The organism is Macrococcus epidermidis, from assembly GCF_024205965.1.
Lineage (GTDB): Bacteria > Bacillota > Bacilli > Staphylococcales > Staphylococcaceae > Macrococcoides > Macrococcoides epidermidis.
In genome coordinates this window covers 75,910-101,668 of sequence record NZ_CP073819.1, presented here as the reverse complement: position 1 = coordinate 101,668, position 25,759 = coordinate 75,910, and the positions used below count along the sequence as shown (strand labels likewise).

Sequence of the window (25,759 nt, the reverse complement as noted above, 5' to 3'; positions counted from 1 at the left end):
AGTCTCACCTTAACCTTTGTCATCCAGCATAAGCTCGCCTGCAGCAATTTTAGATGACAGGAGTACGATAGGTACACCTGCTCCTGGGTGGGTGCTGCTGCCAGTAAAATATAGGTTCTCACAGTGCGTGGCTTTGCTTTGAGGACGTAGATGATTACTCTGAAAAAGTGTAGGCTGCAAACCAAATGTTGCACCATTATAAGCATTAAAATTTTTCTTAAACTCAGCTGGTGTCATCATCATTTCAGTAATAATCTCATTCCTGATATTTTTCATACCGGGTAGTTTTTCTAACTTATCGAGAATCTTATCTTTATAGAATTTCCTTGTTTCCTCATTCCATTCATATTGTGCAGTAGAAAGCTCTGATACAGGCATAAGTACATATAACCCATCTTTATCAGGAGGTGCAAGTGATGGATCAATCTTTGAAGCAATATACATATAGAGAGATGGATCTTCTATCTTGCGCCCATCAAATATTTTTTTAATATTGTCATCCAAATCTTCAGCAAATACAAAGTTATGAACATTCTCAATTTCTTCATATTTACGGTTTGTACCTAAATATAAAACAAAGCATGAACATGAGTAATCTAATTCATCTATCTTCTCATCCGTATACTTTCCTTTAGCTTCTTTTGATGTCACAAGTGATTTCATAGCATATGGAAAGTCAGCGTTACACATTACATAGTTTGAAGGTATAAGTTCATCATCTATCATAATTCCCTGGGCAATACCATCTTCTATTTTTATTTCCTGGACTTCTGTTTTATAGTGAATTTTACCCCCTAGCTCTATGAATAAGCGCTCCATGGCTTTTGCCATTGTATGCATTCCACCTTTAATAAACCAGATTCCATACAAAAACTCTATCATCGGGATAATTGTATATAAAGATGGGCTTTTAGAAGGTGAGATTCCGATGTACAATGTTTGAAAGCTAATCATATCTCTAAGCTTTTTATTTTTTATATACTTATTCATCGTGCTCTCTGCATTACCTAGTGTTCTCAACTTTAATCCTTGATTTATCATATTAAGGTTATAAAAATCTTTTTTATTTCTAAATGGCCTTTGAAGAAAATAATTTTTTGCAATATTAAAGCGGCTGTATAAATCGCTGATATATCTTAAGAATCCCTCTGCATCTTTTTCACTAGACATCTCAAAAAGTTGCATAAGTTCTACTAAATCATTGGAAATATCGATTTTCTCTCTTCCATTATTAAAATATCCTGAGAACATTGGATTCAGTTTTTGCATCGGTATATAATCATCTGGATTTCTACCAGCCAGTTCAAAAACTTCCCGATACAATTCAGGCATCATTACAATTGTCGGTCCTAAATCAAAGAAAAAACCATCCTTTTCAATCTGATGCATTTTTCCGCCAGGCAAAGACTCTTTTTCATAAATTTCTACATCATAACCTTCATGTTGCAAACGAATTGCACTAGCAAGTCCTGCTACACCAGCTCCGATAACTATTACTTTTTTCATGTATTCCACCCCATGTTCTCATTTCTTTGTTGATACCAACTCCATACATCACCTTTGAGAATATAGTTAATTGAAGTCAAATCCTGTATACAAGTTTTACCTGACATGGTGAGAAGTATTATTAAATGCTCTTTAAAATCATTAATATATTTAATTGCATCTTCTATACCTTCATTTTCAACTTTAAGTAATATTGGGCGGGAAATACCTACTGCTTGCGCACCAAGAACCATACATTTCAAAGCATCAAGTGGATTTCTAATGCCACCACTGGCTAAAACTTCTAATCCAGTTCCTTTACTTTCTAACAAGGATATAGCAGTAGTTTGGCCCCACCCTTTCATATAAGAGAAGTCTTTCAAGGTTCTTCTTTCATTCTCTATGTGAATAAAGTTAGTTCCACCACTTCCGCTTACATCTATCGTCGTTACTCCCACACTTTTAAGCTTGAGCATAGTCTCACGACTCATACCAAACCCCACTTCTTTAACAATAATCGGAACATCTATCTCATTTACAATGGATTCAATATGACTTAGCCAATTACTAAAAATTCTATTACCTTCAGGCATAATCAGTTCTTGAGGAGCATTCACATGAATTTGAAGTGCATCAGCCTGCAAGAAATCTACTGCCCTTTTAGCGAATTCTAAAGGAACATCAGCCCCAACATTACTAAATAGAGGACCTTTGTATATATTACGGACAACTGAATATGTTTCTTTTAATTGATTGCTTTTTAACGCTGCATGCGTAGATCCTACTGCCATTGCGCTATCAGTTTCACGTGCAACAATAGCAAGTTTCTCATTTATTTCTTGAGCCCATTTACTTCCACCTGTCATTGCATTTATATAGATTGGAGTATTCAAATTGATACTATTAATTCTCGTGTTTAACTTAACATCTTTAACATCACATTCTGGTAAAGATTGATGAATAAGATCGATAGAATCAAAATCTGATACCTCTATATCTGGATGTCCTAAAGCCAACTGAATATGTTCATCTTTCCTCGAAATTCTTTTATCCACATAATCCCCCTCTTACTATTTAATCTTTATTTTCTATTTTGCTTATAGTGATAAATTTTTTCGAGTTTTGGCCTATTATAACGTTGGGTAATTATAAATGGAAAATTGCTAATTAATGCATAGAGTACGTTAATCCATGCTGCATAACGTGGATTAAATAAGAAAAATAACGGTGCAGGTAACATTGAGATCCAATGTGTAAACTCAGCACGTCGCATTTCAATGATGAATTTATTAATAGTCGAAGAGCTGAAGTCAGGTAATTCTGATTTGTTATAGCCATGCTTTATAAGAATAGAACCATCAGGTAAAAATGATTTCCATTTTTTAACCTTGAATAACTCGTTCCAAATGTCACCTGATCGTTCAACCTTGAAAGTTTTAAATAATTTATTATGTTGAAAATATCTGTCTGAAATATTCGCTGATAACGAGGCTATGATTATATGTGCTGTGAACCATGCTATACTATTTATAACTATTAGTTTAATAGGCCTCATAAATCCTCCTTTACTGTAAAACAGCTTAAATATAGCTGTGCCCATAATTAGCATTAATCTATAAATTGCTAACTATCACCATTATCATACCATTATATATTTTTATTAAGCGAGTATATAATACTCATAATAATTATATATATGATACCTTCTAATTATTTTAATGAATAAACTTCCTAAAGTTTATATGTTATCAATTTATTCAAATTTTAGAAAAATATTATTTTCCTATAATTGCACACAATACAATAATAATTGGAACTTGTAATATAAGTCTTATTCGATGAGTAGTAACAGGTTTATAAAGTGGATTAACAAAAAGTTGTTAAAATTAGAAGTAAAGAATTCGGAGCATTAATTGATTTCTAAATTAAAAGTAGTATTTTACATCTTAAATAATTTTCAATTCACACTCTATTTACTTTTGTACTTACAGTTTATCTACAAATGACCGTCTATTTTTAGTTTGATTATAAGATTAAAATCCTCTTTTAGTTCATTATAAAACACCTCTAAATTTGATTGATTTCAAATTTAGAGGTGTTCTGTATGTCTTCGCTATCTTTATAAATTATGATTATATTCAAATAATATGTTTAGCTTCTAATGATTTTCACGTTTCTAACCATGGTATAGATAACTGCGATTAACTGTATAGTTATGCAAATTCCTATAACAATACTTAGAACATCCTTACTAATTCCATTTTCTATACTGATTGCAATAAAAGTAAAGATAAAAACCATCGGATAAATAAAATCACGATATTTTACAGAAATATATACAGCAAGTAATGTAGCTATTATCAACATAATTAGCGTCCATGTCAGTTCATTTAAGCTGAATACTGTCGACGTTCCACTTGACTTCACCCAGTTGAAGATATTAACTATAGTGGCAACAGTAGTCCAGGCAAAATAAATACCAAAGACAATTTTATCATAACTTCGATATTGAACTTTTCTGTAAAGTACTATTAAAGTAATTAATAACCCTATAATCACTAATGTGGATAGCCATTTAGAATACTCTGAAAATACGTAAATCCATAAAGCATTCAGAACAAAGTTTGTAGCTGGCCAGTAGCCAAAAGAAGTTTTATAATCTGTTTTAAATAAATCAATTGTAAGAAGAACCAGCCATACTAACAACAGCACATAAATTAGCCCCCAAATGGAAAATGCCCATCCTGCAGGCTGAATCAGTGGCTGATATTTGTCTGCTTCATTACCAACATTGAATGAAGAAAGATAATTGATTGTCAACATACCAAGGAAAATTAGCCAGTAAATGATAATTTTTATTTTATTCATAAGTCATACCTCTTCTATAAATTTTTTCTTAAATATAGACACAACATAACCTTAATAACTCATGTTGTAACCCGTTCTTTTCAAATACTTTATGTTTTTTCATTCCTATTTTTGATGCTACTTTTTGAGATGGCAAGTTATCTATAGTTGAATATGAATATATCTTTTCAAACCCCAAAACATTAAAAGCATATTCCATACATGCATTTGCCGCTTCTGATGCATAACCTTTATTACAGTATTCTTTGATAATATGAAATCCAATCTCAGGTAGTACCTCTCCATCAATATTTTGCATCGTTATACCACAGTCACCTAAAAAAGTTCCATCTTCTTTCAGAATAACCGCCCATAGACCACAATTATATGTAGCATAATTTTCGATATTCCACTTAATCCATTCTTCAACCTCATGCTCATTAAACGAATGATCATAGTATTGCATAGAGTCATAATCAGACAATACTTTAGAAAGAGAGTATTTATCTTCTGTTCGTAATTCTCTTAAAATCAAACGTTCTGTTTCTAGTATCGTCATAAAAATCACACTCTCTATTTCAATAATTTATGTAAAGTGTACTCAAAAAATGTTATTGAAGATTGTTAAAAACCTCATCACTTATGATACGCCTGAGTGTATCTCTCAAGACTGCGGTATTTCCTAGAAAAAACCGCATCATTTATGATAACTTTCAGCGTCTCGTTTTAAAGTGCGGTTAATTTATCAATATTCTATACCTTTCTCTATTCATATATATTATATAACTGACGAAAAAATAAACTGGCTTTTGGTATGTCCATATGGCTGTAAGAGATCAATAAATGATTCGACTGCATCCATATTTTCTAATCTAACTTTAAAAACAAAACATGCTTCTCCAGATACACGATAACAAAATTCCACATTATCCTGTTCAGATATGAACTCCTTGAAATCTTTATATCTATTGTTTTTAATGATAATTTCAATTAGAATCTCAACATCATATCCTAACTTCTTATAATCAATATTAATCGTATAATCTTTTATTATTCCTTGCTCCTCCATTTTATTTATTCTCTCTCTTACCGCAGGAGCAGATAAATTAATCTGTTTACTTAACTCATTAATCGTAATTCGGCTGTTCATTTCTAATGTATTTAATATTTTCTCATTAATTAAGTCTTCCATTTAAATTACCTCTTTTATTAAAGCTCACATACTTTAATTCCTTATTTAATTTATTCAATCTTTATTATATCACGTTTATTATTAACTCAAGGAGATGATAATATGACATTAATAAATTATAGTAAGATTGGAAATACACCTTTTCAAAAATTATTAGGCCACAATGAAATTATCCTTAACCCTTGGAATAACCTAGCAGACGTTTTAAGTGAAGACGGCGCATTGAGTAAAGAATTAAAAGAAGAATTAAGAAGAGTACTTGCGCAAGAAAATGGATGTCTTTACTGCAAAGCAAAGGGTAGACCTACTAATAAATTTCAAGACGAAAAATCTATACTTTGTATTGGTTTTGTAGAAGTGTACTTAAAAATGAAAGAAAATGTACCTGAATCTACTATTCAGTTATTAAAAGATTCAATGACAAATGAAGAAATTATTGAATTAATTACTTTTACTTTATTCACTACAGCTCAACAGCATTTTGGATCGATATTAAAACTTACTGCTGAAGATTAAACATCATACATCAAAAAGGTAACCACAAAAATGCGGTTACCTCTTCTTTAATCTATAAATTCAACAAATCTTTTGTCCCAAATCATTTCATAAAATTTTACTGATTCTTCAGGTGTCATAATATAATCGTAGTAGGTCGTTGCAATATTTCTTTTCATATATAATTTATATCCTAAACCATGTGCAAATTTCACTACTAGCAACGAATTGTCAAATTTGCATATCTTGTCGTTTAATATACAAAACAATGGTTCGATCTCCTTTATCATATACGGCGAAACTAATACGTTATATTGTTCTCTCATATACAAACCACATTTTTCTTAAGCATTCCAAGAAATGCTATCCACAAATTGTTTATCCTCAAAAACCATTTCGTAAATATCAGGCTTGGAAGTACTTCTTAAAAATTCATAATCATATTTATTATTATAGTAATTCAGTATCGCGGTCATAATTACACCGTGTGTTCCTATTACCACAGTTTCATGATTTTCATTTAATATCTTTTGGATAACTGATATTCCTCTAATTTGAACTTCTTCTAAACTTTCACCCTGTTCTTTATACTTTTTATCATCAAATAATTTTTCGACTAATGGATATACTTCACAGTCTTGTAAAGTATGGCTTGAAAAAATACATTCTTTCAAATCTTCTACCAATGAAACATCTAATCCCTTAATTATCGATAATGGTTTAACTGTATCTATTGCTCTTTTATACGGACTAGAATATATCTTGCTTACATTAATTTTTTCAAAGTATTGTGTTACTTTCTTTACATCCTCTACACCTTTTAAAGTTAGTCCTCTATTTCGTTCGTCTAAATCAGATTTAGTTGATTCAGCGTGTCTTACGAGATATATAGATTTTTTCATTAAAGTACTCCTATATTTATTAATTGATTATTTTCATGAATTAAATATCTACTATATTAGATTTTGTATTATTTTTAGATAAAAATAATACTTTTCCATATTCATCAATCACATATGCAATAGGAATTGAAACTCCACAATTCCTATAAGATCCATCAGCATGACTTGTACCTATTACTTTACATTTTGTTTTTATTGCTAATTTCTTTGCCGCTTCTAGCCATTCTTCTAATTGTTCTTCACTGAACATTCCTACACCTATGGGGTGAAAAATGATATCTAGTTGTATGTCAGTATTAAAATCGCGATATCCTTTTAGAATTTCCATACATAAAATATAACCCACATTATATTTTCCTAACTTGAAATGCAAGTGATGGACTAACTTTTCGATAGGAGAAGATCCTGTCTTATCACGCGAATATACTACTTTCCCAAACTCATCAATAACTACTGCAACATCTTTATTGTTTTTCCTATAGGAACTTATAATAATTTTATTATTTTCATTAGCAAGTTTTTGTACATCCATTAATTTATCGCTATTTGAAATATATCCTTCTGGAAATAAAAAAATATCTACTTCAGGATGAATAGTAATAGCATCTCTCAATTGGGTTATTTCTTCTTCTTGTCTAGGTTGTGCAATTAGTATCTTCATATAACACTCTTTCTTAAATTTATTATTAGTTCTGTATACATAAATTTTTTCACATAACCTCTACACTCATAAATTCTGTCTACTACCGTTTCATCAATTTGCTTTCTATCTGTTACATGTCCAAATGTAAAAATCGGGTGAAAATGAGGATTGCTAGTCTTTATATCTCCACTTGTAAATACATGAAAATATGAGTTGAATTGAGAAAATCCATTTTTTATATACCATTGATTGCTTGAATCATCTTCTCTAGTCCATGCTTCTAAATAATCTATACCTTCTAATTTCAATCTTTCTTCAGCAACTTCTAATAATTTTTGACCTATACCTTTAGAGTGATAATCAGGATGAACTGCAATTGTTTCTATCATTGCGCCTTTTTGAGACTTACCATAGCTACAATAATCATTTTTAATTTCGATATCGAGCAATCCAATCACTTGATTGTTTTCTACACAAATTAATTCAATACCATCGATTTTAGGTTTTGTTTGAAGAATATCATCGTAGTACTGCGTGTAAAGAAATGATAAGGTTCTACATCGAATCCATGAGTCTTCATATTTTGATGAATAATCTAAAATTTTCAAAAAATTACCCCTTTTCCATTTCTTTTTTATTAAAAATTTTGTAGTTATTTCTTATATATGAGAATAAATTTGACTCGCTAAACTTTCCCAATCCATGCTATCAGTATTTACAATCTTATACGGAACAACTGTATTGCTAGCTGCTTTTATATAGCTTTCTTGAATTTTTTCAAACTTTTCATATTCTTTTTTTAAGTCATCATTACTTATTTTCGGATATCTAAGCTGGATTCGTTTGCTCATTTCACTCTTAGAAACAGTTAACAGAACACAAAGTGGATTTAATTCCATTAATTTATTTTGTATTTGAATAATCTCATGATGATTTCCAAAATGTACTATATGATTTAAATGATATCTCTCAATCATATAGTAAAAGTCACTAGAAGATTTACCATGATTTATCTCATTATTAATCCAATTCGATAGTTGAGACAAATAATCCAAATGCGACTCTAATAACGAAATATGATTATCTTTTGTTATTTCAATTATCTCATCATGTTCGTTAACGTTGAGAATTTGAGTGAAGTGTTCTGTAATATAGACTGCTGAACGTTCTTTATTTGATAATGTTTGTAATTTCTTTATTTCATTAAATATAGACGATTTTCCTGTGTATGAATAACCCTCAATAATAATCCCTTTAAATTTAGGCACTTTATGACTCCTTTTATATTCAATTTTAAAAATGAAAATGTTGACAAAATATTCAATCAATTATATCATATGTTTAATTTAATATTACATACAAGGACACGATTTTATTTGGTCGATTAACAGAGAGGGAATAATTGCTGAGAGATTCCTAAATTAGATAATAAAATTACTACCTTAACAATAAATGATATGGAAACATGTCACGTTCATGTGCGTTAAACATGCTAGAGTGTCATCATTAATGATGGAATTTTGGGTGGAACCGCGGGTAATAGAAGACTCGTCCCTTTTTTTTGAGGGACGAGTCTTTTTATTATAAAAAAATAAAATTAGGGAGAGATTTAAATGTCAAATCAACAAATTAGTATCAAATTTCCAGACGGAAGTAAAAAGGAATATCCAAAAGGAATTCTAGCAAGTGAAGTTGCAAAATCGATTAGTAATTCTTTATTTAAGGAAGCCATTGTTTGCCGCGTCAATGGAACCTTAGTTGATTTGACCTATTCCATCCATCAAGATTCAGAACTAAGTTTCTATAACATTAATACAGTTGAAGGTATTGAAGTTATGAGACACTCTGCAGCACACGTTTTAGCCCAAGCAATTAAAAGAATTTATCCAAATGCACTATTATCTATTGGACCAGTTATTGAAAATGGTTTTTATTATGATATAGACTTAGATCAATCTATCAGCGAGAGTGACTTAAGCAAAATAGAAAAAGAAATGAAAAAAATTCAGAAAGAAAACCTTACATTCATTCGTTCTGAGATATCTTATGAAGAAGCTAAGAATGTATTTAAAGATAATTCTTATAAAGTGAATATCATAGAAAGCCATAAAGATGAACAACTTTCAATATATCAACAAGGTGAATTTACAGACTTATGTACAGGTCCACACGTACCAAGTACTAAATATGTAAATCACTTTAAATTAACAAAAGTTGCAGGTGCTTACTGGAAAGGTGATAGTAATAATAAGATGCTTCAACGAATATATGGTGTAGCGTTTGCATCCAAAGAAGAACTAGATAATTATTTTGACTTCTTAAAAGAAGCGGATGAAAGAAATCACAGAAAACTAGGTAAGCAACTGAAACTATTCATGTTTTCCGAAGAAGCTCCAGGGATGCCCTTCTATCTACCAAATGGTCAGTTCATTAAAAATAAAATGGAAGAGTTTTTAAGAGAGATTCAATTAGAAAGAGGATACCAAGAAGTTAAAACACCTTTAATGATGAATCAAAGACTTTGGGAAGCTTCTGGACATTGGGATCATTATCATGAAAATATGTATTTTACAAAGGTTGATGACAATGATTTTGCATTAAAACCTATGAATTGTCCTGGTCATATGTTGATATTTAAAAATGAATTAAAATCTTATAAAGATTTACCACTTAGAATAGCTGAATTTGGACAAGTACATCGTCATGAGTTTAGCGGAGCTTTAAATGGATTACTTCGAGTAAGAACGTTCTGTCAAGATGATGCACATATTTTTGTAATGAAATCTCAAATTCAAGAGGAAGTTAAAAATGTATTAGAGCTCATTGATTACCTGTATAACATTTTTGGATTTGAATATTCAATAGAACTTTCGACTCGTCCAGAAAAATATCTAGGAGAATTAAGTCTATGGGAAGAAGCTGAAAAATCATTATCAAATGTTTTAGATAACTTAAACCTACCTTATAGTATTAATGAAGGTGACGGTGCTTTCTACGGTCCTAAGATTGATATTCATATTAAAGATGCATTAAATAGAAGTCATCAATGTGCTACTGTGCAACTTGATTTCCAAATGCCTGAAAAATTCGATTTAACATACGTAAATGAAAACAATGAAAAAGAACGACCAGTAGTTATTCATCGAGCAATATTCGGTTCACTTGATCGTTTCTTCGGAATATTAATCGAACACTTTAAAGGAGCATTTCCATTATGGATGGCACCAACTCAAGTGAATCTTATTGGAGTATCTGAAAATAATATTAACTATGTAAAACAAATTCAAAAAGTACTTGCCCAGGAAAACATCAGAGTAAATATTGATAACAGAGACGAAAAGCTAGGTAAGAAAATTAGAGAAAGTCAAATGAATAAAATTCCTTACACTATTGTAGTGGGTGATGAGGAACAAAATAATAATTCATTATCTGTTAGAAAATACGGTCACTCTGAGAATGTATCAAAAGATATCACAACATTTATGAAGGAATTGAAAAAGGAAATTAATAGCAAAGAATTATTAGTATAAAATTAAGTCCAAAGCTTTATTAGCTTTGGACTTATTTTATGCTTATTATTCAAACTTATATTCACCCATCTTATAAAAATATTCAGTCTGCCATTTCTGACTAGCCATTGCAGTTAAATTCAAATCTTTGATCCATGGCGGATAGACTCTAAAAGCCATTTTGCCTTTTGAATTATCTGCTTTGACAATACCTTTTTCGATTAGGATCGAAAAAGGGAAAACAAACTGACCTTCATTATAGTCATCAAGAATATTAATTACAAGGTAATCGCCAATATCATCTTCATTAAAAGGTATATTTTTATTAAGGGAATCTCTCTTCCATATAGCAACGAAATATCCCGGTTTCTTAGGAGTTTTCTTTGCTAATCTACTTTTAAAATTAAAATTTCCACTTGAAATATTTAAACCCTCATACTCTTCGTTCCATTTGTCTTGTTTTATAACAACTTCTCTATCCTCAAAAATTTTATTCCATATATTATTGGATTCCAAAATAAACCTCCAAAGATCACTAAGTGGATAATACTTATACCTAAAATGGTTCTTAAGAAAAGCTAATCATCTATTGATTATTATCTTTATTATTAATTGCGACTATCAATGCAATAAATAATGGTATGAAAACAACAAACCAAAGATATCCTGACATTTCAAATACCACCTTACATATTAATTTGTATTTAAAGCCTCATTTAGCGCTCGAATAGAATCTGATACAGCTCTTTTACTTATCTCAGAATCAGGAACCATTGCTTCAAATTCATGATACCCACCTGGATATAAATGAAATTCTACAGGTACTCCCGCTTCTGTTAATGCTATTACATAGTTCATCGTCTCATCTCTAAAGGGATCAAGTGAACCAACTGTCGTATATGCAGGTGGTAAATTGCTAAAGTCTGTTTCACGCATTGGTGCAGCATACTTAGGTGTGTTACCTTCAACACCTTTTAGGTACATAGACCAGGCAAACTGATTCAGTTCCTTGCTCCACACTCTTTTATCATTAAACTCATTACTTGAATATGTTGTACAGCTATCATCTATCATTGGGAATAACGGCATCTGAAACCTAATTTTTGGCCCTTTACGATCTCTTGCTAATAATGACAAGGCTGCCGTTAGTCCACCACCTGTACTTCCTCCAACCACTGCAAGTCTATCAACATCAACATTAAGTTGGTCTTTATTTTCAACAATCCATTGAAGTGCTAGATAACAATCTTCAATTGCTGCAGGATATGGATTCTCTGGTGCTAATCGATAATCCACCGAAACTACAACACAGTTCACGTCTTTTACATATCGTGCACACTTAGCATCATTACCCTCTACCGAACCAAACATATAACCGCCACCATGGATAAATAACACGACCGGTAATGTATCAGTCTGGTTCATAGGAGCATAGACTTTGAGTCTAACTTGTATATTCTCCTCATCATACTCAGCAAAGTATTCTTTCTGCGTAATCGCTTCATCAATATAAGGTTGAATTAACAGTTTGTTAGCTGTTCGTATTGAAGGAAGCTTTTCTTCCGACAAATCCATGGGTGTCAGTTTCTTAAATGTTTCTAGTAATTCTTTATGTACTCTACTTTCCACTTACACGACCTCCACTAATGTAATTCACCATACTCAGTAATACTTTCTGATTTTCAGCAGGGATATCATATGTCATAATATCTTCCTCTGTATTATTTAAAACGTTATCAGTTATATACTCACGATCTGCTTCCACTAATTCACTTAATGTCTCTTTTGTCGTTTCCATATGAAATTGTAATCCAATGACATTTTCATTATAGATGAAGGCTTGATTCTCACAATGCGTTGAACTGTATAGTCTTTTTGCTTTATCAGGTAATGTGAAGGTATCTCCATGCCAGTGCAATACATCTAACTGTTGTGGAAGAAATGAGTAATCATTAGTTTGTTTGTTAATAATACCAAATCCAACTTCCCTTCCTTTAGGGTTAGGATAAACTTTACTACCAAGTACTTCTGCGATTAATTGCGCTCCAAGACATATTCCAAGTATAGGTTTATTATTTTGTATCAATGATTTGATTAATGTCTTTTCATGATTAAGCCACGTTATATCATCATATACACTCATAGGACCACCTAGTACAATAAGCATATCGATATCCTTTTCCTCAGGTAAGATATGATTATTCTCATATAACTTAATAACCTTTGCATTTAATTCTTCAAGTATCCCTGGATTCTCGAATGGTACGTGTTGCAGTATGTATGTTTTCATTTAATTGTTCCTCTCTATTTATAATTAGATTTTATAAATACTCTTTATATTCGATATCATCATATGCATTTGTCCAGTGGAACGGTTGTAACTCTCTTAATGACTTATATTCTAAATTATCACTGTCATTAGTGACAGCCACCTTAACATTGTTCCCCCAATAAAGTAATCTTTCTTGGCATGTACCGCATGGTGTTAAAACTTTAAATTCACTATTTTCATCATCTCTTACAACACAGATACTATGTGTAATAATATCATCAAATTTATGAGCTTCTAAAATCGCTCCTGTTTCAATACATAATTCTGTTGAAGCATTTATAACCTCGGGAGCAACTGAAATATAAATTTCACCTTTCTTGGAATACATCGCCGCAGCACCTCCCCATCCTTTAGGGAAACGTTTAATAATAAAAGATTTAGCTTCATCAAATAATTTTTGTTCGATACTCACATTATGCTCTCCTTTTCTTTGATAGCTATTTGAACAATATGTTGTAACCCGTTCTTATCAAAAACTTTATGTTTTTTCATTCCTATTTTTGATGCTACTTTTTGAGATGGCAAGTTATCTATAGTTGAATATATCTTTTCAAACCCCAAAACATTAAAAGCATATTCCATACATGCATTTGCCGCTTCTGATGCATAACCTTTATTACAGTATTCTTTGATAATATGAAATCCAATCTCGTGTAGAACCTCTCCATCAATATTTTGCATTGTTATGCCACAGTCGCCTAAAAAAGTTCCATCTTCTTTCAGAATAACCGCCCATAGACCACAATTATATGTAGCATAATTTTCGATATTCTACTTAATCCATTCTTCAACCTCATGCTCATTAAACGGATGATCATAGTATTGCATAGAGTCATAATCAGACAATACTTTAGAAAGAGAGTATTTATCTTCTGTTCGTAATTCTCTTAAAATCAAACGTTCTGTTTCTAGTATCGTCATAAAAATCACACTCTCTATTTCAATAATTTATGTAAAGTGTACTCAAAAAATGTTATTGAAGATTGTTAAAAACCGCATCACTTATGATACGACTCAGTGTATCGGTTAAGTGTGCGGTTAAAAATTAATAAGAAAGCTGACCGTTGTTTATTAGTCAGCTTTCTTAATCATTCCATCATTTTCTTTAATAATTTTTTCTAGCACTTTATCTGCTCTTCCGACAAAGGTCAAATTTTTGGGAAAATCAAACTCGATAATAACTCTTTCTCCTGGTTTAATCGTTTCTTCAGAATCAGTAAATTTCAGATCTTTATTCATAAATATTATCCTCCTTAGAGATGTTCTATTTCGTATAAAAGATTTCATTCACAGTCATTTCAAAGTATTCACTTAAAGCTAATGCCAGTTTTAGGGTTGGATCGTATTTATCTTGTTCTATAGCAATAATAGTTTGTCTCGTTACACCCATTGATTTTGCTAATTGCTCTTGGGTTATTTTTCTCTCTTTTCTTAATATCTTCAAATTGTTTTTCATCAGCTTAAATATCCATATACCAAACCTAGTATTAGACAAATTGCGAATACAAGGAACATTGTTATTACAATAGGTTTTATTTTTTCATTTCCCATTTTACTTTGCATCATCATTATATTAACTCGATAAACTATCAACATTGATAACATCACTAAAAATGAATTAGAAAGACTACCGTTAACGACAAAGTGAGAGATACTCATAATCAGCAGCATTCCCATACCGAATATCCAACTCAATTTAATACTTTGGTTTGATTGATGTAATTCCATCTCATCTGGTTTTCTCATTTAAATTCCTCCTTAAAATGTTAAAAGTTCTTTACATTCTTATAGTATAATATTCACACTAAAATGTAAAGAACTTTTAACATTTATCATTCCTAATATATTTTCCTCTTTACTCTAACGTCACGTTATACCTTACGATTGACGTAAGGAGGTGATGACATGGAATTATATCAAATGCCGTTGTTTAATAAAATATTAGTGAGAGATATTGAAAAAGCTGAGAAATGGTATAAACATACTTTAGGATTTAGAAGTGTGTTTAAGTTTCGAAATGAGAATAATGAAGTTATTATGAATCACTTGCGATTGGAAAAATATCAAGATATCATGCTGATTCAGTCTGATGACTTTAGTAGTGGAAATGGTTGTTTCATTAATATTCTTGTTGATGATATCGAAACAATAGCAAAGTCGATATCCGTGAAGTATGTGTTACAACCGTTAGAACAGATGCCGTGGAATGCGAAGGAAATGACTATCATTGATCCTGATGGTTATCAACTAACATTAACGGAATCGAATATTAGTGATGAAGATTTTGAGAAATTAATGAATAGTGTTTCTAAAAACTATTAATAAAGAAAGTAGCTACTTGTTTAAAGAGCTACTTTCTTAGTTTATTACAGCAATCAGAAAAGTTCATCAACCAAAATATAATATCTAACCTTTTGCATATCTAATTGAAATCCTAAGAGCAATTCGAGTTTACTCTTGATAACTTCTTCACTACTCTGATTATCATAAAGATAGTTCCTATAGCAAAGTGCTATATCTCGATAAGGATCACCAAGACCACCTCGTCCCAAATCAATATAACCTGAAATATTACCATCTTTAATCAAAATATTTGGCATACATAAATCACCGTGCGTGTAGCTTATTTCTTCTTCTGGTTGATTATCTTTTAACCAAGATAATAGCTCTTGTGGATCTTTAAACCCTTCTGGGCCATATGTATCTGGGTTAGCATCTTCAATATCCACTAAACCTTTTTCAACATTATATTCTGCTTTCTTTAAATAATGTTGTAATCGATTATCTACTGGGCAGTCATTAAAATCAATTTCTTTCAACTTATTTATTGCTTTTGTATATAATTCAAGTGAATCACCATCTTTACTTAACATCTCACCCTCTAATCGGGTCATCAGCAAATAACTTTTGTCATTCTTCACACAATGCTCAATTATTTTCGGTACAGGCAATCTACCATTTAACCATTTCATTAATTTAATTTCGTTTTCTGTTTCTGATGATACACGTTCTATTTTCAGAACATAATCATCAAATAAAATAACAGATGAATGGGAACGACCTATATCATCAACTTTATAATTAAGATTGTTTATATGCCTTGCAATTTCATTTGGTATAACTATGTTATCTATTCTCACGATAAATCCTCCATTAGATTTTTCACATAGCCCCTACACTCATAAATTCTGTCTACTACTGTTTCATCAATTTGCTTTCTATCTGTTACATGTCCAAATGTAAAAATCGGGTGAAAATGAGGATTGCTAGTCTTTATATCTCCACTTGTAAATACATGAAAATATGAGTTGAATTGAGAAAATCCATTTTTTATATACCATTGATTGCTTGAATCGTCTTCTCTAGTCCAAGCTTCTAAATATTCGATACCTTCTAATTTCATTCTTTCTTCAGCAACTTCTAATAATTTTTGACCTATACCTTTAGATTGATGATCAGGATGAACTGCGATTGTTTCTATCATTGCGCCTTTTTGATGCTTATCATAGCTACAATAAGCATTTTTAATTTCGATATCGAGCAATCCAATCACTTGATTGTTTTCTACACAAATTAATTCAATACCATCGATTTTAGGTTTTGTTTGAAGAACATCATCGTAGTACTGCGTGTAAAGAAATGATAAGGTTCTACATCGAATCCATGAGTCTTCATATTTTGATGAATAATCTAAAATTTTCATAAAATTACCCCTTTTTTTATTCCTTACTTCCTATAGTATAGTAACGCACCGATACACATAAAGTATGCATTGCTGTAGGGCAGAAAATCACTCTTTGTAAAAGTAATCTCTTCCTCGCTAATAACTTTATATCCTTTGCAATTCTCAGCGTTGTTTATACAAAAATTATAGAAATCTTCCAAGTTTATCTTTAATAAATATTCTACTTCTGTATCATGCTGAATACTACTTACATCTTCTTCTGACACCTCTAGAGTATATATATTTATAAATTCTCTATCGATCATGTCACCTGAAGTCATCTCCTCAGGAAGCGTACATAAAAAACTTAAACTTTCAAAGCCTACTTGAAGCCCCATCTCTTCTTCAATCTCACGCGTTCCATTATCGACTGTTTCATTATTTAATAGATGTCCTCCAACTGTTACATCAATCATACCTTTATAATCTTTAACATTAGAACTTCTTTTTTGAAGAAATATATTGTCATCTTGTGTAAATATACATTGAAACGTTTCATGCCATTCCCCTTGTTGATGTACTTTCTGTCTACTATCTACACCTTTTAATTTTCTATTTTTATAATAAATATTTAATAACTCACTCATTTATTTTCACCTTTTTCATACTATTTTGATATTTTCGTTATTCTTACGATAAGTAAATAAGAAAATCTATCTTATTTGTTTCAATTCTATTATCTCACAATCACGCTAATTTGATATTATTATACTTAGCTAGAAGAAGGAGTAGGTATTATGGCACATATAAAGCTCAACGATTTACTTGGCTTTACAGAAGAAGAAATGGATCATGTGAAAATCAAGTTCAACCAATCAAATGGTTTTGTTGATCCTATGGAAGTATTTAAGCAAAATCCAGAAGAAGTGAATACACAATGGCTGTTTTGGAGGAACAAATCGAGATACTTTAATGTAGGTCAGACAGCCGTATGTTTACTCAAACTTTCATACGATACATGGTTACTTACGACAATTAAGAAGGTGACTAAAGAGCTAGATGTATTAGAAGGCATTAATTATGAAGGTGTTGAACTGCCTCAATACGAACAATATTATGGTCGAGTTATCATCAAGTTTAAGAAATCGTTCATGGCTCAGGGACGTTTTTACAAAGACTTACATCAAGAGTTAGTCGTTCAACAGATATTACCTACAATTTATGACGGTGATGACTTCCCGGGTTATGACAAGGTTAAGTTATCCTATCAACGACTCGCTACAATTATTCATCGTGGTAAACGTGACTGGATTGCTGCCCTTGAAAATCAAAAAGCAGTCTATCTCATCACCGATAAAAGTAATGGCAAGTTGTACGTTGGATCAGCAACAAGCATGAGTAAGATGTTGCTTACAAGATGGTCTAACTATGTAGCTAATGGTCATGGTGGTAATAAAGAGCTTGTAGCATTGGTAGAAGAAAAAGGCTTTCACTACGTTAAGGAAAATTTTCAGTATACGATACTTGAGAACTACAATGGTAAGGTTGATGATAAATTAGTACTTCAAAGAGAATCATACTGGAAAGAAGCATTGCAAAGTCGGAAGTTTGGTTATAATTCCAACTAACGATTAATTCCAAATAAATAAAACTTATCAAAGGAGATAATTTGATGACAAATAATAAAGAAATATTTATTAATTTACAGGATTTAGCACGTTTGTCTTTGTTCAATAAAAAAAATAATATTCAACCAGAAACCTTAGAATCATTTACACAAACATACTTAGAACAAGCGAAAGAGAAAATTATAAGCGATGATACATTAAAAGTAGAAGCTGATAAGTTAGATAAAGCATTCAAAAAATTATGTTTATTACTACATATTAACTATAATAACTTCAAAAAAGATAAGCAATATTCTTTTGAATTAAGCAATGTACACTATCTACTCAAAATACTTATTGATAATGACCAATATAATCTTCTTATTAAAAATGGAACTATGAATGTAATGAGAATAGAAGATCATAATAAAATACTTGATCTTTTGAATTTTATTGAAATTTGCATCAAAGACCAAGAAGATTATAATAATGCATTGTCTATTTTTGCTCTTAAATTTGAGCTTAATGATACTAGATTTAATCCTATCACACGAATGGCCACTATCCTTTTTAGACCCAATTCTGTATCATTTAAAGAAAAAAAAAGAATATATGATAATTTTATAAATGAGGTTGATGAAATAGCTTATGATTATATTGGAGATTTTTCTAAACATGAATCAAATACAAAAGATTATAATAATGATGATCTTTTTGATAATCGAATTATAATGACTATTTCAGATGCAAGGAAAATATTAAATCCAAGCACAACAAACACAGTTTCCTATTCATATTATTCGGAACTAATCAATAAAGTTTTTGTCAATCCTTCTATAGATACAAGTAAGTTAAATAGAAAAGATGCCGATAAACAGTATGATAAACTCATTGTAAAACAATATAAAACTGAGCTTGTTAAAGAAATTGAGAAAGCGTTAAAAGAAGTAGAACAACCTAAACAAAAAATATTTTCAAATTATATAAAAATAGATAAACGTATTAAATAAATGATTAAAGCAAATAATGAACAAAAAAGCCTTCCCTAACAAAAATTTAAAAAATGTTAGGGAGGGTTTTTTTGTTCATTAAAGCATAATAAATGTATCAAGTAATCTCATTACTTGAAAAATCAATATGGAGGTATTTTTATGAAGACACATAAAAGCATTCAAATGCAGAAAATGTATAAAGTCATGCTAGCTAAAGCACACCATAAACCAATCGGAGTTGTTTTTACGTCAAAGGAACTAATTGATTCTCTGCCATATTGTATCTGTTCATCTACAGAACAACAAGAAGCAGGTAGAATGTTGGCTTGTTACATGAAGAAGAATGCTCATAAGTTTGGAATAGTAAATCCTAATCGCTATCCTTTGCAATATTACAGAATAAAATAGCATAGGCATCATAGTTGTGGATTAATCATGAGTTAAGGCTGTTATATACATGGAAATGAATAATGTCATAAACTTCAATGACCTCTTATTTAAATTTAGTAAGTGGTGAGATTCAAAAAAATCAGAAAAGGATGATTAATTTTGAGAAATTTTTTATGGAAAGATGATAAATTCAAGGTTATCACAGAATTCAGCATGTCTGAGTTCGATAAAAGGACGGACATAGTTGAAATTAATTTTACTGCAAGAAGGAAAATGTCAGTAAAGTCATACGATTTATTAAAAGAAATGATTGATTATGTCGACAAATTACCTCGTGGTGCTTCTTTTTTCTTAGGTGATGTGCTAAGCGCTACCATTACAGAAGAGTATGCTGAGGCTTACGATGACGATGTATGTGAGATACTCGATGCTTTTTACTTATATATGATGAGCTGTCTAAATTGTGAATTTGTTAGTAACCCAAGTGACTTTATTGATGCGGATTTCTTCTACAAATATTAGTTCACATAGTGCAATGTTGGACTCAAATATAAATTAAAGGTGGTAAAAAAGATGATAGAGAACATTACAATTGATAAGTATACATGGAAAGCATCTGGTCTATATAAGACAGTAAAAAAGAAAGATGATGAATTTTTAGAGAAATTGTGTCCTAATATCACAATTAGTAAGCGATTTTTAGATCCACTTAGTGGAGATGAATCACTAGAGATAACAAATGGAGAAGTGGTAGTTAAAGAACATGCTAGCATACTGAATCTAAGGAATATTCAGAAGTTGGTAGAAAAAGGGTTCACTCTTAACCCTCTAAAAATGTCCGATATATCTTATGCACTGCAGTTGATGCGTGATACTTTGCCTAAAGTAATCGAATACCCTTCTGTAGGTTGTATTGTAACAGAGACCGATGATCAATTTATTCTTTTAGAGGACACGTTTACACCCGATAATTTTCAGGGTGTGAAACCCATCACATCTTCAAAAATTAACATAAAAGCTAAAGGAACTTTAGCTAACTGGATTAAAATGTTCCAAAACGAAGTGCTTGGAACACCTCAGCTTGAACTTGCAACAGCAGTCGGTATAAGTGGTTTGATTAACTCGTACTTATTTAATAATGGTATAACACAAATTAATTCATTATTCTTTCACTTCGTTGGAGATTCAAGCTCTGGAAAAACAACAAGTGCTATGTTAGCTCTCTCGACATCTGGAAGTCCTGATAAAGGCCAACATGGGTTACTTAAGAGTTGGTTAGCAACACAAAATGGCATAGTACAATCTCTAAATGATAATTTCGGAGTTCCATTTGCATTCGACGAGCTTTCCATGTCTGAGATCACTAAGATGACACCCCTAATATACTCCATAACTGAAGGTTCCGAGAAAGCACGTTTGAATCAAGACGGTTCTCCCAAACCTGTTCGACGATGGAACACTGTGATAATTTCTACAGGGGAATTTTCATTACTTCAAAATCAACACACTGCTAAAAACAATGGATTAAATGTTAGGGTTATCGAACTTAATGGTAAATGGACGAAGAGTGCAACGAATTCAGATAATATAAAAAAAGTAGTACAAAGTAACTACGGGCATATTCTAAAAGAAATTGCTGATTTATTGGGTTGTAATGACATAAAGGATATTGAAAACCATTTTAACAAACATAAAAAATGGTTCCTCAATGCCCTACAGAAAGATACATCCAACACAGGAACTCGAATGGTTGATTCGTATGCAGTAATAATGTTATCAGTGGAATACTTGGAATTGGTACTTGCGGATGAAATTCCAGGACTAAAGTTAAAGACGAATGATATAAGACAAATATTTATCGATTATCACTGGGATACAATAACTAATCGTTCAATGGGAGAAAAAGCAATTGACGCAATCGTACAATTTGTTGCTAAAAATCGAAGTAAATTTTCTACAGGCAAAAAATTAACAGCTCATACAGATAATTACGGGTTAATCAATTTAGTATCACCCGGTAAGTCTAATACACAAAGCTTTATTCAGGTGAATATCTTAAAAGATGCATTCAGTATATTAATCGGAGAAGCAAACTTTCAGGATTCTAAAATCGTTATAAAGGCACTTAAAGATGCGGGATATTTAATAATGAACGAAAAAGATCGTTTATATAATCGAACAAGAATAACTGATGATGATGGCCAAATAAATATAGTTCCATTTTACACTATAAAAATTGATAAATCATATGCTGAACTATTAGGTCTAGAGACACAAAACAATGGAAATACGAATCAACCTAAAGTGAGTGATAAAGAAGCTAATGTTACAAATGATTGTACGAATAATATCAATAAACCTTCCAACAAATATGTTAACGCTGATTTATTTGAGGGTTTGTAAAGGGGAAAACAGGCATGGATGAATTGATTGAATTACTCACAACTCTTGTTCTCGAAGAACTGGAACGTGACTAAATACTTTAGCCTAACGAGAATTCGTTAGGCTTTATATTCCAATCATCTAAATCCATTTTAAGATTATATTATCACTTTGGAGGTGATTAAAATGAAGGTACTCTCATACACACGTGTCAGTACTAAAAAGCAACAATCATTAGAAGCACAGAAGGATGCAATTATTCAATTGGCAATACGTGAAGGCATATCCACCGACGATATTACTTTTTATACTGATACAGGTTCAGGCAGCAATGATAAACGAACACAGTATCAAACAATGCTAAGACAACTACAGGATGATTCTGAAGTAACGACCGTACTGGTTTACCGACTAAACCGCATCGGAAGAAACTTAAAACATACGCTAGAGTTCCTAGATGTATGTCAAAACAAGCGTATTAAAGTCATAAGCGTTTCAGACGGTATCTTTGATTTGTCGAAAGCATTCGATCGGTTCAAGTTACAGGTTATCTCAGCACTTGCTGAAATGGAATTAGACAACATATCTACATTTGTAAGGAACGGTAACTTACAAAAAGTTCGTGAGGGACAGATGATAAGTACAAATGCCCCCTTCGGCTATATTTATAAAGAGGGAAGATACATCATCCATGAAGATGAAGCTAAGACAGTTAAGTTCATTTACGAGCGTTACATTCAAGGTAAAGGATACAAAGCAATCAGCAAAGAACTTCAACAAAGCGGTACCCTATTACCAGAATATCAAGTTCGTAATATATTACTTAACAAGTCCTATACAGGTGTGATGAAGACACCTTACGGAATTGAATTAAACGGCCTATACAGACCAATTATCAGCCAAACCACATTTAAAGAAGTGGCTACCATAAGAAATAATAAAAGTTTAGCAACGCATCAAACGAAAAGTCAGTTAAAGAAATTATTAAAATGCCCATGCTGTGGAAGTACATTGACTACTCATCAGGTTAAACGAAACGATAAGACACATTACTATTATGTATGCAGAAATCACAAGAAAACTTCAATGAATTATTGTCCATTCGTATCTATTAATGGCAGGGATATCGAGGATAATGTACTTCAAACCATTCAAAGTTTCCTAGTGGGTGAAAAAACTTATAAGCCCATTAAGCAGGCAATTGAGCGTATACGCAAAGACCAAATTAAAATGCAGTCAAATAGCGAAAAATTAAGAACAAAGCTTGTTGAGCAGTTAGCAGAAGGCAAAATCAATGCTGATGATTTTGCTCAACAGGTTAATCAAAAAACAAAAAATATTAAAACAATTCCTAATATCGATAACACTAAGTTAACACCTATCTTAAATAAAGTGAGTAAACGTTTAACACTCGAAGAAATTAAACCATATATAGATCAGATTGTTATCAGCGAACAAAGAGAGCTTAAAGCGGTTTATATAAAAGATTATCCCGTGAACTTAGTAGCAGTAACGCAGGACGCTAGTAATGAAAAATTGAAAATGGAGGTATAATCATGAATAAAAAAGCAGCGATTTACGCAAGGGTTTCTACAGTAGCTCAAGCAGAAGAAGGATTTAGTATTGATGGACAAATAGCATTGCTAAAAGACATATGTGCTAAAAATAATTACGACGTTTATGATATTTATGTCGATAGAGGTATTAGTGGTAAGAACATGAATCGACCTGCACTTGTACAAATGAATGAAGATGCAAGAAACGGAATGTTCGATATCATTATGGTTTATAAAGCAAACCGTTTAGCACGTAATACATCAGATTTATTAAAAATGGTTGAAGAATATCAAAAGTATAATATAGAGTTTAAAAGTGTAAGTGAAAAAATGGATACCTCTAGTGCAACTGGAAAACTTTTACTTCAAATCATGGCTAGCATGGCAGAATATGAACGTAATCAAATTGTAGAGAACGTAATTTTAGGTCAAACAAAGAGAGCAAAAAATGGTTATTATAATGGGAATAGTTTGTTGGGTTATGACAAGATACCTAATGATAAGAAACACTTAACGGTTAATGAATCAGAAGCTGAAATTGTTAGACGTATATTCAATGAATATGCCAATGGTAAAGGTTATCGTGCAATTGCGAATGGTCTGAACAAAGAAGGACTTAGAACAAAGAAAGGTAATCCATTCGATATTGCCGGTGTGAAGTATATCCTTAATAATGTATTCTATATAGGTCAAATCAAGTTCCAACAATACATCGGGTGGAATGAGAAGAGACGTAAAGGCTATAATCCTAATCCTATTATCGCAGAAGGTAAGCAAGAACCAATCATTGAAAAAGATCTGTGGGATAAAGTTCATCGCCGTATGTCTGAAATGAGCAAGAAGCCTCAAGTTCATGGCAAAGGGACAAATGTATTAACTGGATTGATCCGATGCCCCGTCTGCGGTCATGCACATGCTGCAGCCAATACCGTCAACACGGTTAAGGGTGAGAAGAAAAAGATTCGTTATTACTCATGCAGTCAATTTAAAAATAAAGGTGCGTCTGTCTGTTCAGCAAATTCAGTACGAGCTGATCTTATAGAGCCTTACGTCATGAATAGAATCATCGAAGTAATTAACAATGATAAAATTCTGGATAAAGTAGTTGAAAAAGCGAATGAACGACTCAAAGAACAACCCATCCAAATAGATCGTAATATCAACATCAAAAAAGCTGAACTGGACGAATTACAAACAAAGCTAAATAACTTAACTGTAGCTTTAGCATCTTCGCCTGACTTAGCTCTCGTACTTAAAGATAGTATCAATGAATATCAGAATAACATCACTGAAATCGAAAACGAAATTCTATTACTCACTGAAAAGCTTAAAAGTGACCATATACCCACTATATCAGTTGATGAAGTTAGGACAGCACTGGAGGCTATTTTCAAAGACGTAGAACATTTGGAGAAGCATCAACTTAAAGCTCTATATCTATCAGTCATTGAAGAAATTCACTTTAGAAAACACAAAGAACCAGGTAAGAAATATGAGTTTTTTATATCACTCAAGATCACACCAGAAGTCTTGAAAGAAGTATTCAATGATAAACAACCAGAGGAAGCGCCACTCAGCGCTTCCTCTTTATTTTTGTCTAATGATATTTTGTATCTAGGAATTTAGTTGCAACCCGTTTCCCCGTTATTTTCAGGTGATATACACAGCTATATTAATAGCATTATCACGCAACTCTAAAACTGCATTAAAAAAATGATATACATTAATTTCTACGGGGTAACGGGGATTCTCATAAGCATTAA

The 25,759-nt window shown here is 31.5% G+C and carries 33 protein-coding genes; 10 read left to right on the top strand and 23 right to left on the bottom strand.

Translation table 11 applies throughout. The features are described from left to right. Positions 1-9: 9 nt before the first annotated feature. The 6 genes from KFV12_RS00560 to KFV12_RS00535 form a co-directional block, all read right to left on the bottom strand. Positions 10-1,506 (bottom strand): phytoene desaturase family protein, encoded by a 1,497-nt coding sequence (locus KFV12_RS00560; protein ID WP_254257021.1) that lies wholly within the window; start codon positions 1,504-1,506, stop codon positions 10-12. Next, the gene (gene fni / locus KFV12_RS00555) at positions 1,503-2,540 is read right to left on the bottom strand and encodes a type 2 isopentenyl-diphosphate Delta-isomerase (protein WP_254257020.1); all 1,038 of its coding nucleotides are present in this window, start codon (positions 2,538-2,540) and stop codon (positions 1,503-1,505) included. Before fni ends, KFV12_RS00560 begins: the two co-directional genes overlap by 4 nt. Before the next feature lie 26 nt (positions 2,541-2,566). Continuing rightward, entirely contained in the window at positions 2,567-3,040 is a 474-nt protein-coding gene (locus tag KFV12_RS00550) for a glycosyl-4,4'-diaponeurosporenoate acyltransferase CrtO family protein (RefSeq protein ID WP_254257019.1), read from the bottom strand. A 596-nt stretch (positions 3,041-3,636) separates the two neighbouring features. Next, positions 3,637-4,353: a TspO-related membrane protein gene (locus tag KFV12_RS00545; protein WP_496113277.1), complete on the bottom strand. Its 717-nt coding sequence runs from the start codon at positions 4,351-4,353 to the stop codon at positions 3,637-3,639. Positions 4,354-4,381: 28 nt separating this feature from the next. Then, on the bottom strand, positions 4,382-4,891 hold the full coding sequence (locus tag KFV12_RS00540; protein WP_254257018.1) for a GNAT family N-acetyltransferase: 510 nt from the start codon (positions 4,889-4,891) through the stop codon (positions 4,382-4,384). A 219-nt stretch (positions 4,892-5,110) separates the two neighbouring features. Next, a complete protein-coding gene (locus KFV12_RS00535) occupies positions 5,111-5,524 on the bottom strand; it encodes an Lrp/AsnC family transcriptional regulator (protein ID WP_254257017.1) in 414 nt (137 codons plus the stop codon). Positions 5,525-5,626: 102 nt separating this feature from the next. Here KFV12_RS00535 and KFV12_RS00530 point away from each other — a divergent pair, with 102 nt between their 5' ends. Continuing rightward, the gene (locus KFV12_RS00530) at positions 5,627-6,040 is read left to right on the top strand and encodes a carboxymuconolactone decarboxylase family protein (protein WP_254257016.1); all 414 of its coding nucleotides are present in this window, start codon (positions 5,627-5,629) and stop codon (positions 6,038-6,040) included. Positions 6,041-6,087: 47 nt separating this feature from the next. On the opposite strand, the gene KFV12_RS00525 is transcribed toward KFV12_RS00530, so the two are convergent. Genes KFV12_RS00525 through KFV12_RS00505 form a run of 5 tightly spaced genes read right to left on the bottom strand, consistent with a single transcriptional unit; the run spans position 6,088 to position 8,832 of the window. Next, on the bottom strand, positions 6,088-6,345 hold the full coding sequence (locus KFV12_RS00525) for a hypothetical protein (protein WP_254257015.1): 258 nt from the start codon (positions 6,343-6,345) through the stop codon (positions 6,088-6,090). An 18-nt stretch (positions 6,346-6,363) separates the two neighbouring features. Further along, positions 6,364-6,921 (bottom strand): histidine phosphatase family protein, encoded by a 558-nt coding sequence (locus KFV12_RS00520; protein ID WP_254257014.1) that lies wholly within the window; start codon positions 6,919-6,921, stop codon positions 6,364-6,366. 40 nt (positions 6,922-6,961) lie between these two features. Next, positions 6,962-7,582 (bottom strand): hypothetical protein, encoded by a 621-nt coding sequence (locus tag KFV12_RS00515; RefSeq protein ID WP_254257013.1) that lies wholly within the window; start codon positions 7,580-7,582, stop codon positions 6,962-6,964. After that, positions 7,579-8,172, bottom strand: a complete 594-nt coding sequence (locus KFV12_RS00510) for a GNAT family N-acetyltransferase (protein WP_254257012.1) — start codon at positions 8,170-8,172, stop codon at positions 7,579-7,581. Before KFV12_RS00510 ends, KFV12_RS00515 begins: the two co-directional genes overlap by 4 nt. A gap of 51 nt (positions 8,173-8,223) precedes the next feature. After that, entirely contained in the window at positions 8,224-8,832 is a 609-nt protein-coding gene (locus tag KFV12_RS00505; protein ID WP_254257011.1) for a hypothetical protein, read from the bottom strand. A gap of 345 nt (positions 8,833-9,177) precedes the next feature. On the opposite strand from KFV12_RS00505, the gene thrS reads away from it, so the two are divergent. Continuing rightward, a complete protein-coding gene (gene thrS, locus KFV12_RS00500) occupies positions 9,178-11,094 on the top strand; it encodes a threonine--tRNA ligase (RefSeq protein WP_254257010.1) in 1,917 nt (638 codons plus the stop codon). Between the two features lie 45 nt (positions 11,095-11,139). Here the strand turns inward: thrS and KFV12_RS00495 are convergent, their stop codons facing one another. The 9 genes from KFV12_RS00495 to KFV12_RS00455 all read right to left on the bottom strand — a co-directional run bounded on the left by KFV12_RS00495 (position 11,140) and on the right by KFV12_RS00455 (position 15,151). Next, positions 11,140-11,589: a MepB family protein gene (locus KFV12_RS00495; protein WP_254257009.1), complete on the bottom strand. Its 450-nt coding sequence runs from the start codon at positions 11,587-11,589 to the stop codon at positions 11,140-11,142. A 177-nt stretch (positions 11,590-11,766) separates the two neighbouring features. Then, on the bottom strand, positions 11,767-12,702 hold the full coding sequence (locus KFV12_RS00490; RefSeq protein WP_254257008.1) for an alpha/beta hydrolase: 936 nt from the start codon (positions 12,700-12,702) through the stop codon (positions 11,767-11,769). Next, the gene (locus KFV12_RS00485; RefSeq protein ID WP_254257007.1) at positions 12,692-13,363 is read right to left on the bottom strand and encodes a type 1 glutamine amidotransferase; all 672 of its coding nucleotides are present in this window, start codon (positions 13,361-13,363) and stop codon (positions 12,692-12,694) included. The genes KFV12_RS00490 and KFV12_RS00485 overlap by 11 nt, the downstream gene beginning before the upstream one ends. Positions 13,364-13,394: 31 nt before the next feature. Then, positions 13,395-13,817, bottom strand: coding sequence for a cytidine deaminase (locus tag KFV12_RS00480; RefSeq protein ID WP_254257006.1), 423 nt, complete (start codon positions 13,815-13,817; stop codon positions 13,395-13,397). Continuing rightward, positions 13,814-14,173 carry a GNAT family N-acetyltransferase gene (locus KFV12_RS00475; RefSeq protein WP_302054736.1) on the bottom strand — a complete coding sequence of 120 codons (360 nt, stop codon included), beginning with the start codon at positions 14,171-14,173 and terminating at the stop codon, positions 13,814-13,816. Before KFV12_RS00475 ends, KFV12_RS00480 begins: the two co-directional genes overlap by 4 nt. A gap of 3 nt (positions 14,174-14,176) precedes the next feature. Further along, positions 14,177-14,326 (bottom strand): GNAT family N-acetyltransferase, encoded by a 150-nt coding sequence (locus tag KFV12_RS00470; RefSeq protein WP_254257005.1) that lies wholly within the window; start codon positions 14,324-14,326, stop codon positions 14,177-14,179. Between the two features lie 150 nt (positions 14,327-14,476). After that, positions 14,477-14,644: a hypothetical protein gene (locus KFV12_RS00465; RefSeq protein WP_254257004.1), complete on the bottom strand. Its 168-nt coding sequence runs from the start codon at positions 14,642-14,644 to the stop codon at positions 14,477-14,479. A gap of 25 nt (positions 14,645-14,669) precedes the next feature. Then, positions 14,670-14,861 carry a helix-turn-helix transcriptional regulator gene (locus tag KFV12_RS00460; RefSeq protein ID WP_111715962.1) on the bottom strand — a complete coding sequence of 64 codons (192 nt, stop codon included), beginning with the start codon at positions 14,859-14,861 and terminating at the stop codon, positions 14,670-14,672. Then, the gene (locus KFV12_RS00455) at positions 14,861-15,151 is read right to left on the bottom strand and encodes a hypothetical protein (RefSeq protein ID WP_254257003.1); all 291 of its coding nucleotides are present in this window, start codon (positions 15,149-15,151) and stop codon (positions 14,861-14,863) included. The genes KFV12_RS00460 and KFV12_RS00455 overlap by 1 nt, the downstream gene beginning before the upstream one ends. A gap of 159 nt (positions 15,152-15,310) precedes the next feature. Here KFV12_RS00455 and KFV12_RS00450 point away from each other — a divergent pair, with 159 nt between their 5' ends. Continuing rightward, a complete protein-coding gene (locus tag KFV12_RS00450) occupies positions 15,311-15,727 on the top strand; it encodes a glyoxalase superfamily protein (protein WP_254257002.1) in 417 nt (138 codons plus the stop codon). 53 nt (positions 15,728-15,780) lie between these two features. Here the strand turns inward: KFV12_RS00450 and KFV12_RS00445 are convergent, their stop codons facing one another. From KFV12_RS00445 to KFV12_RS00435, 3 genes are read right to left on the bottom strand one after another with little or no spacing between them, the layout of a single operon-like run. Further along, the gene (locus KFV12_RS00445; RefSeq protein ID WP_254257001.1) at positions 15,781-16,545 is read right to left on the bottom strand and encodes an APH(3') family aminoglycoside O-phosphotransferase; all 765 of its coding nucleotides are present in this window, start codon (positions 16,543-16,545) and stop codon (positions 15,781-15,783) included. Next, positions 16,542-17,108: a GNAT family N-acetyltransferase gene (locus tag KFV12_RS00440; RefSeq protein ID WP_254257000.1), complete on the bottom strand. Its 567-nt coding sequence runs from the start codon at positions 17,106-17,108 to the stop codon at positions 16,542-16,544. The genes KFV12_RS00445 and KFV12_RS00440 overlap by 4 nt, the downstream gene beginning before the upstream one ends. 23 nt (positions 17,109-17,131) lie before the next feature. Then, positions 17,132-17,716 carry an NUDIX hydrolase gene (locus KFV12_RS00435; protein ID WP_254256999.1) on the bottom strand — a complete coding sequence of 195 codons (585 nt, stop codon included), beginning with the start codon at positions 17,714-17,716 and terminating at the stop codon, positions 17,132-17,134. 150 nt (positions 17,717-17,866) lie between these two features. Here KFV12_RS00435 and KFV12_RS00430 point away from each other — a divergent pair, with 150 nt between their 5' ends. From KFV12_RS00430 to KFV12_RS00400, 7 genes are all read left to right on the top strand, one after another. Further along, positions 17,867-18,697, top strand: coding sequence for a GIY-YIG nuclease family protein (locus KFV12_RS00430; protein ID WP_254256998.1), 831 nt, complete (start codon positions 17,867-17,869; stop codon positions 18,695-18,697). A 44-nt stretch (positions 18,698-18,741) separates the two neighbouring features. Then, positions 18,742-19,686: a hypothetical protein gene (locus KFV12_RS00425; protein WP_133353693.1), complete on the top strand. Its 945-nt coding sequence runs from the start codon at positions 18,742-18,744 to the stop codon at positions 19,684-19,686. Positions 19,687-19,827: 141 nt separating this feature from the next. Next, positions 19,828-20,076: a hypothetical protein gene (locus KFV12_RS00420; RefSeq protein WP_133353692.1), complete on the top strand. Its 249-nt coding sequence runs from the start codon at positions 19,828-19,830 to the stop codon at positions 20,074-20,076. A gap of 141 nt (positions 20,077-20,217) precedes the next feature. Then, positions 20,218-20,580, top strand: a complete 363-nt coding sequence (locus KFV12_RS00415; RefSeq protein ID WP_133353691.1) for a hypothetical protein — start codon at positions 20,218-20,220, stop codon at positions 20,578-20,580. 51 nt (positions 20,581-20,631) lie between these two features. Then, the gene (locus KFV12_RS00410; RefSeq protein ID WP_254256997.1) at positions 20,632-22,461 is read left to right on the top strand and encodes a DUF927 domain-containing protein; all 1,830 of its coding nucleotides are present in this window, start codon (positions 20,632-20,634) and stop codon (positions 22,459-22,461) included. Between the two features lie 165 nt (positions 22,462-22,626). Then, positions 22,627-23,994 (top strand): recombinase family protein, encoded by a 1,368-nt coding sequence (locus tag KFV12_RS00405; RefSeq protein WP_254256996.1) that lies wholly within the window; start codon positions 22,627-22,629, stop codon positions 23,992-23,994. Between the two features lie 2 nt (positions 23,995-23,996). Beyond that, positions 23,997-25,622 carry a recombinase family protein gene (locus tag KFV12_RS00400; RefSeq protein WP_254256995.1) on the top strand — a complete coding sequence of 542 codons (1,626 nt, stop codon included), beginning with the start codon at positions 23,997-23,999 and terminating at the stop codon, positions 25,620-25,622. Positions 25,623-25,759: the final 137 nt, after the last annotated feature.

Excerpts from the sequence above, each read along its gene's own strand:
- KFV12_RS00560 (WP_254257021.1), bottom strand. The coding sequence starts at position 1,506 with ATGAAAAAAGTAATAGTTATCGGAGCTGGTGTAGCAGGACTTGCTAGT.
- KFV12_RS00550 (WP_254257019.1), bottom strand. The coding sequence starts at position 3,040 with ATGAGGCCTATTAAACTAATAGTTATAAATAGTATAGCATGGTTCACA.
- KFV12_RS00545 (WP_496113277.1), bottom strand. The coding sequence starts at position 4,353 with ATGAATAAAATAAAAATTATCATTTACTGGCTAATTTTCCTTGGTATG.
- KFV12_RS00540 (WP_254257018.1), bottom strand. The coding sequence starts at position 4,891 with ATGACGATACTAGAAACAGAACGTTTGATTTTAAGAGAATTACGAACA.
- KFV12_RS00535 (WP_254257017.1), bottom strand. The coding sequence starts at position 5,524 with ATGGAAGACTTAATTAATGAGAAAATATTAAATACATTAGAAATGAAC.
- KFV12_RS00530 (WP_254257016.1), top strand. The coding sequence starts at position 5,627 with ATGACATTAATAAATTATAGTAAGATTGGAAATACACCTTTTCAAAAA.
- KFV12_RS00525 (WP_254257015.1), bottom strand. The coding sequence starts at position 6,345 with ATGAGAGAACAATATAACGTATTAGTTTCGCCGTATATGATAAAGGAG.
- KFV12_RS00520 (WP_254257014.1), bottom strand. The coding sequence starts at position 6,921 with ATGAAAAAATCTATATATCTCGTAAGACACGCTGAATCAACTAAATCT.
- KFV12_RS00515 (WP_254257013.1), bottom strand. The coding sequence starts at position 7,582 with ATGAAGATACTAATTGCACAACCTAGACAAGAAGAAGAAATAACCCAA.
- thrS (WP_254257010.1), top strand. The coding sequence starts at position 9,178 with ATGTCAAATCAACAAATTAGTATCAAATTTCCAGACGGAAGTAAAAAG.
- KFV12_RS00485 (WP_254257007.1), bottom strand. The coding sequence starts at position 13,363 with ATGAAAACATACATACTGCAACACGTACCATTCGAGAATCCAGGGATA.
- KFV12_RS00470 (WP_254257005.1), bottom strand. The coding sequence starts at position 14,326 with ATGACGATACTAGAAACAGAACGTTTGATTTTAAGAGAATTACGAACA.
- KFV12_RS00465 (WP_254257004.1), bottom strand. The coding sequence starts at position 14,644 with ATGAATAAAGATCTGAAATTTACTGATTCTGAAGAAACGATTAAACCA.
- KFV12_RS00460 (WP_111715962.1), bottom strand. The coding sequence starts at position 14,861 with ATGAAAAACAATTTGAAGATATTAAGAAAAGAGAGAAAAATAACCCAA.
- KFV12_RS00455 (WP_254257003.1), bottom strand. The coding sequence starts at position 15,151 with ATGAGAAAACCAGATGAGATGGAATTACATCAATCAAACCAAAGTATT.
- KFV12_RS00450 (WP_254257002.1), top strand. The coding sequence starts at position 15,311 with ATGGAATTATATCAAATGCCGTTGTTTAATAAAATATTAGTGAGAGAT.
- KFV12_RS00440 (WP_254257000.1), bottom strand. The coding sequence starts at position 17,108 with ATGAAAATTTTAGATTATTCATCAAAATATGAAGACTCATGGATTCGA.
- KFV12_RS00435 (WP_254256999.1), bottom strand. The coding sequence starts at position 17,716 with ATGAGTGAGTTATTAAATATTTATTATAAAAATAGAAAATTAAAAGGT.
- KFV12_RS00430 (WP_254256998.1), top strand. The coding sequence starts at position 17,867 with ATGGCACATATAAAGCTCAACGATTTACTTGGCTTTACAGAAGAAGAA.
- KFV12_RS00425 (WP_133353693.1), top strand. The coding sequence starts at position 18,742 with ATGACAAATAATAAAGAAATATTTATTAATTTACAGGATTTAGCACGT.
- KFV12_RS00420 (WP_133353692.1), top strand. The coding sequence starts at position 19,828 with ATGAAGACACATAAAAGCATTCAAATGCAGAAAATGTATAAAGTCATG.
- KFV12_RS00410 (WP_254256997.1), top strand. The coding sequence starts at position 20,632 with ATGATAGAGAACATTACAATTGATAAGTATACATGGAAAGCATCTGGT.
- KFV12_RS00405 (WP_254256996.1), top strand. The coding sequence starts at position 22,627 with ATGAAGGTACTCTCATACACACGTGTCAGTACTAAAAAGCAACAATCA.
- KFV12_RS00400 (WP_254256995.1), top strand. The coding sequence starts at position 23,997 with ATGAATAAAAAAGCAGCGATTTACGCAAGGGTTTCTACAGTAGCTCAA.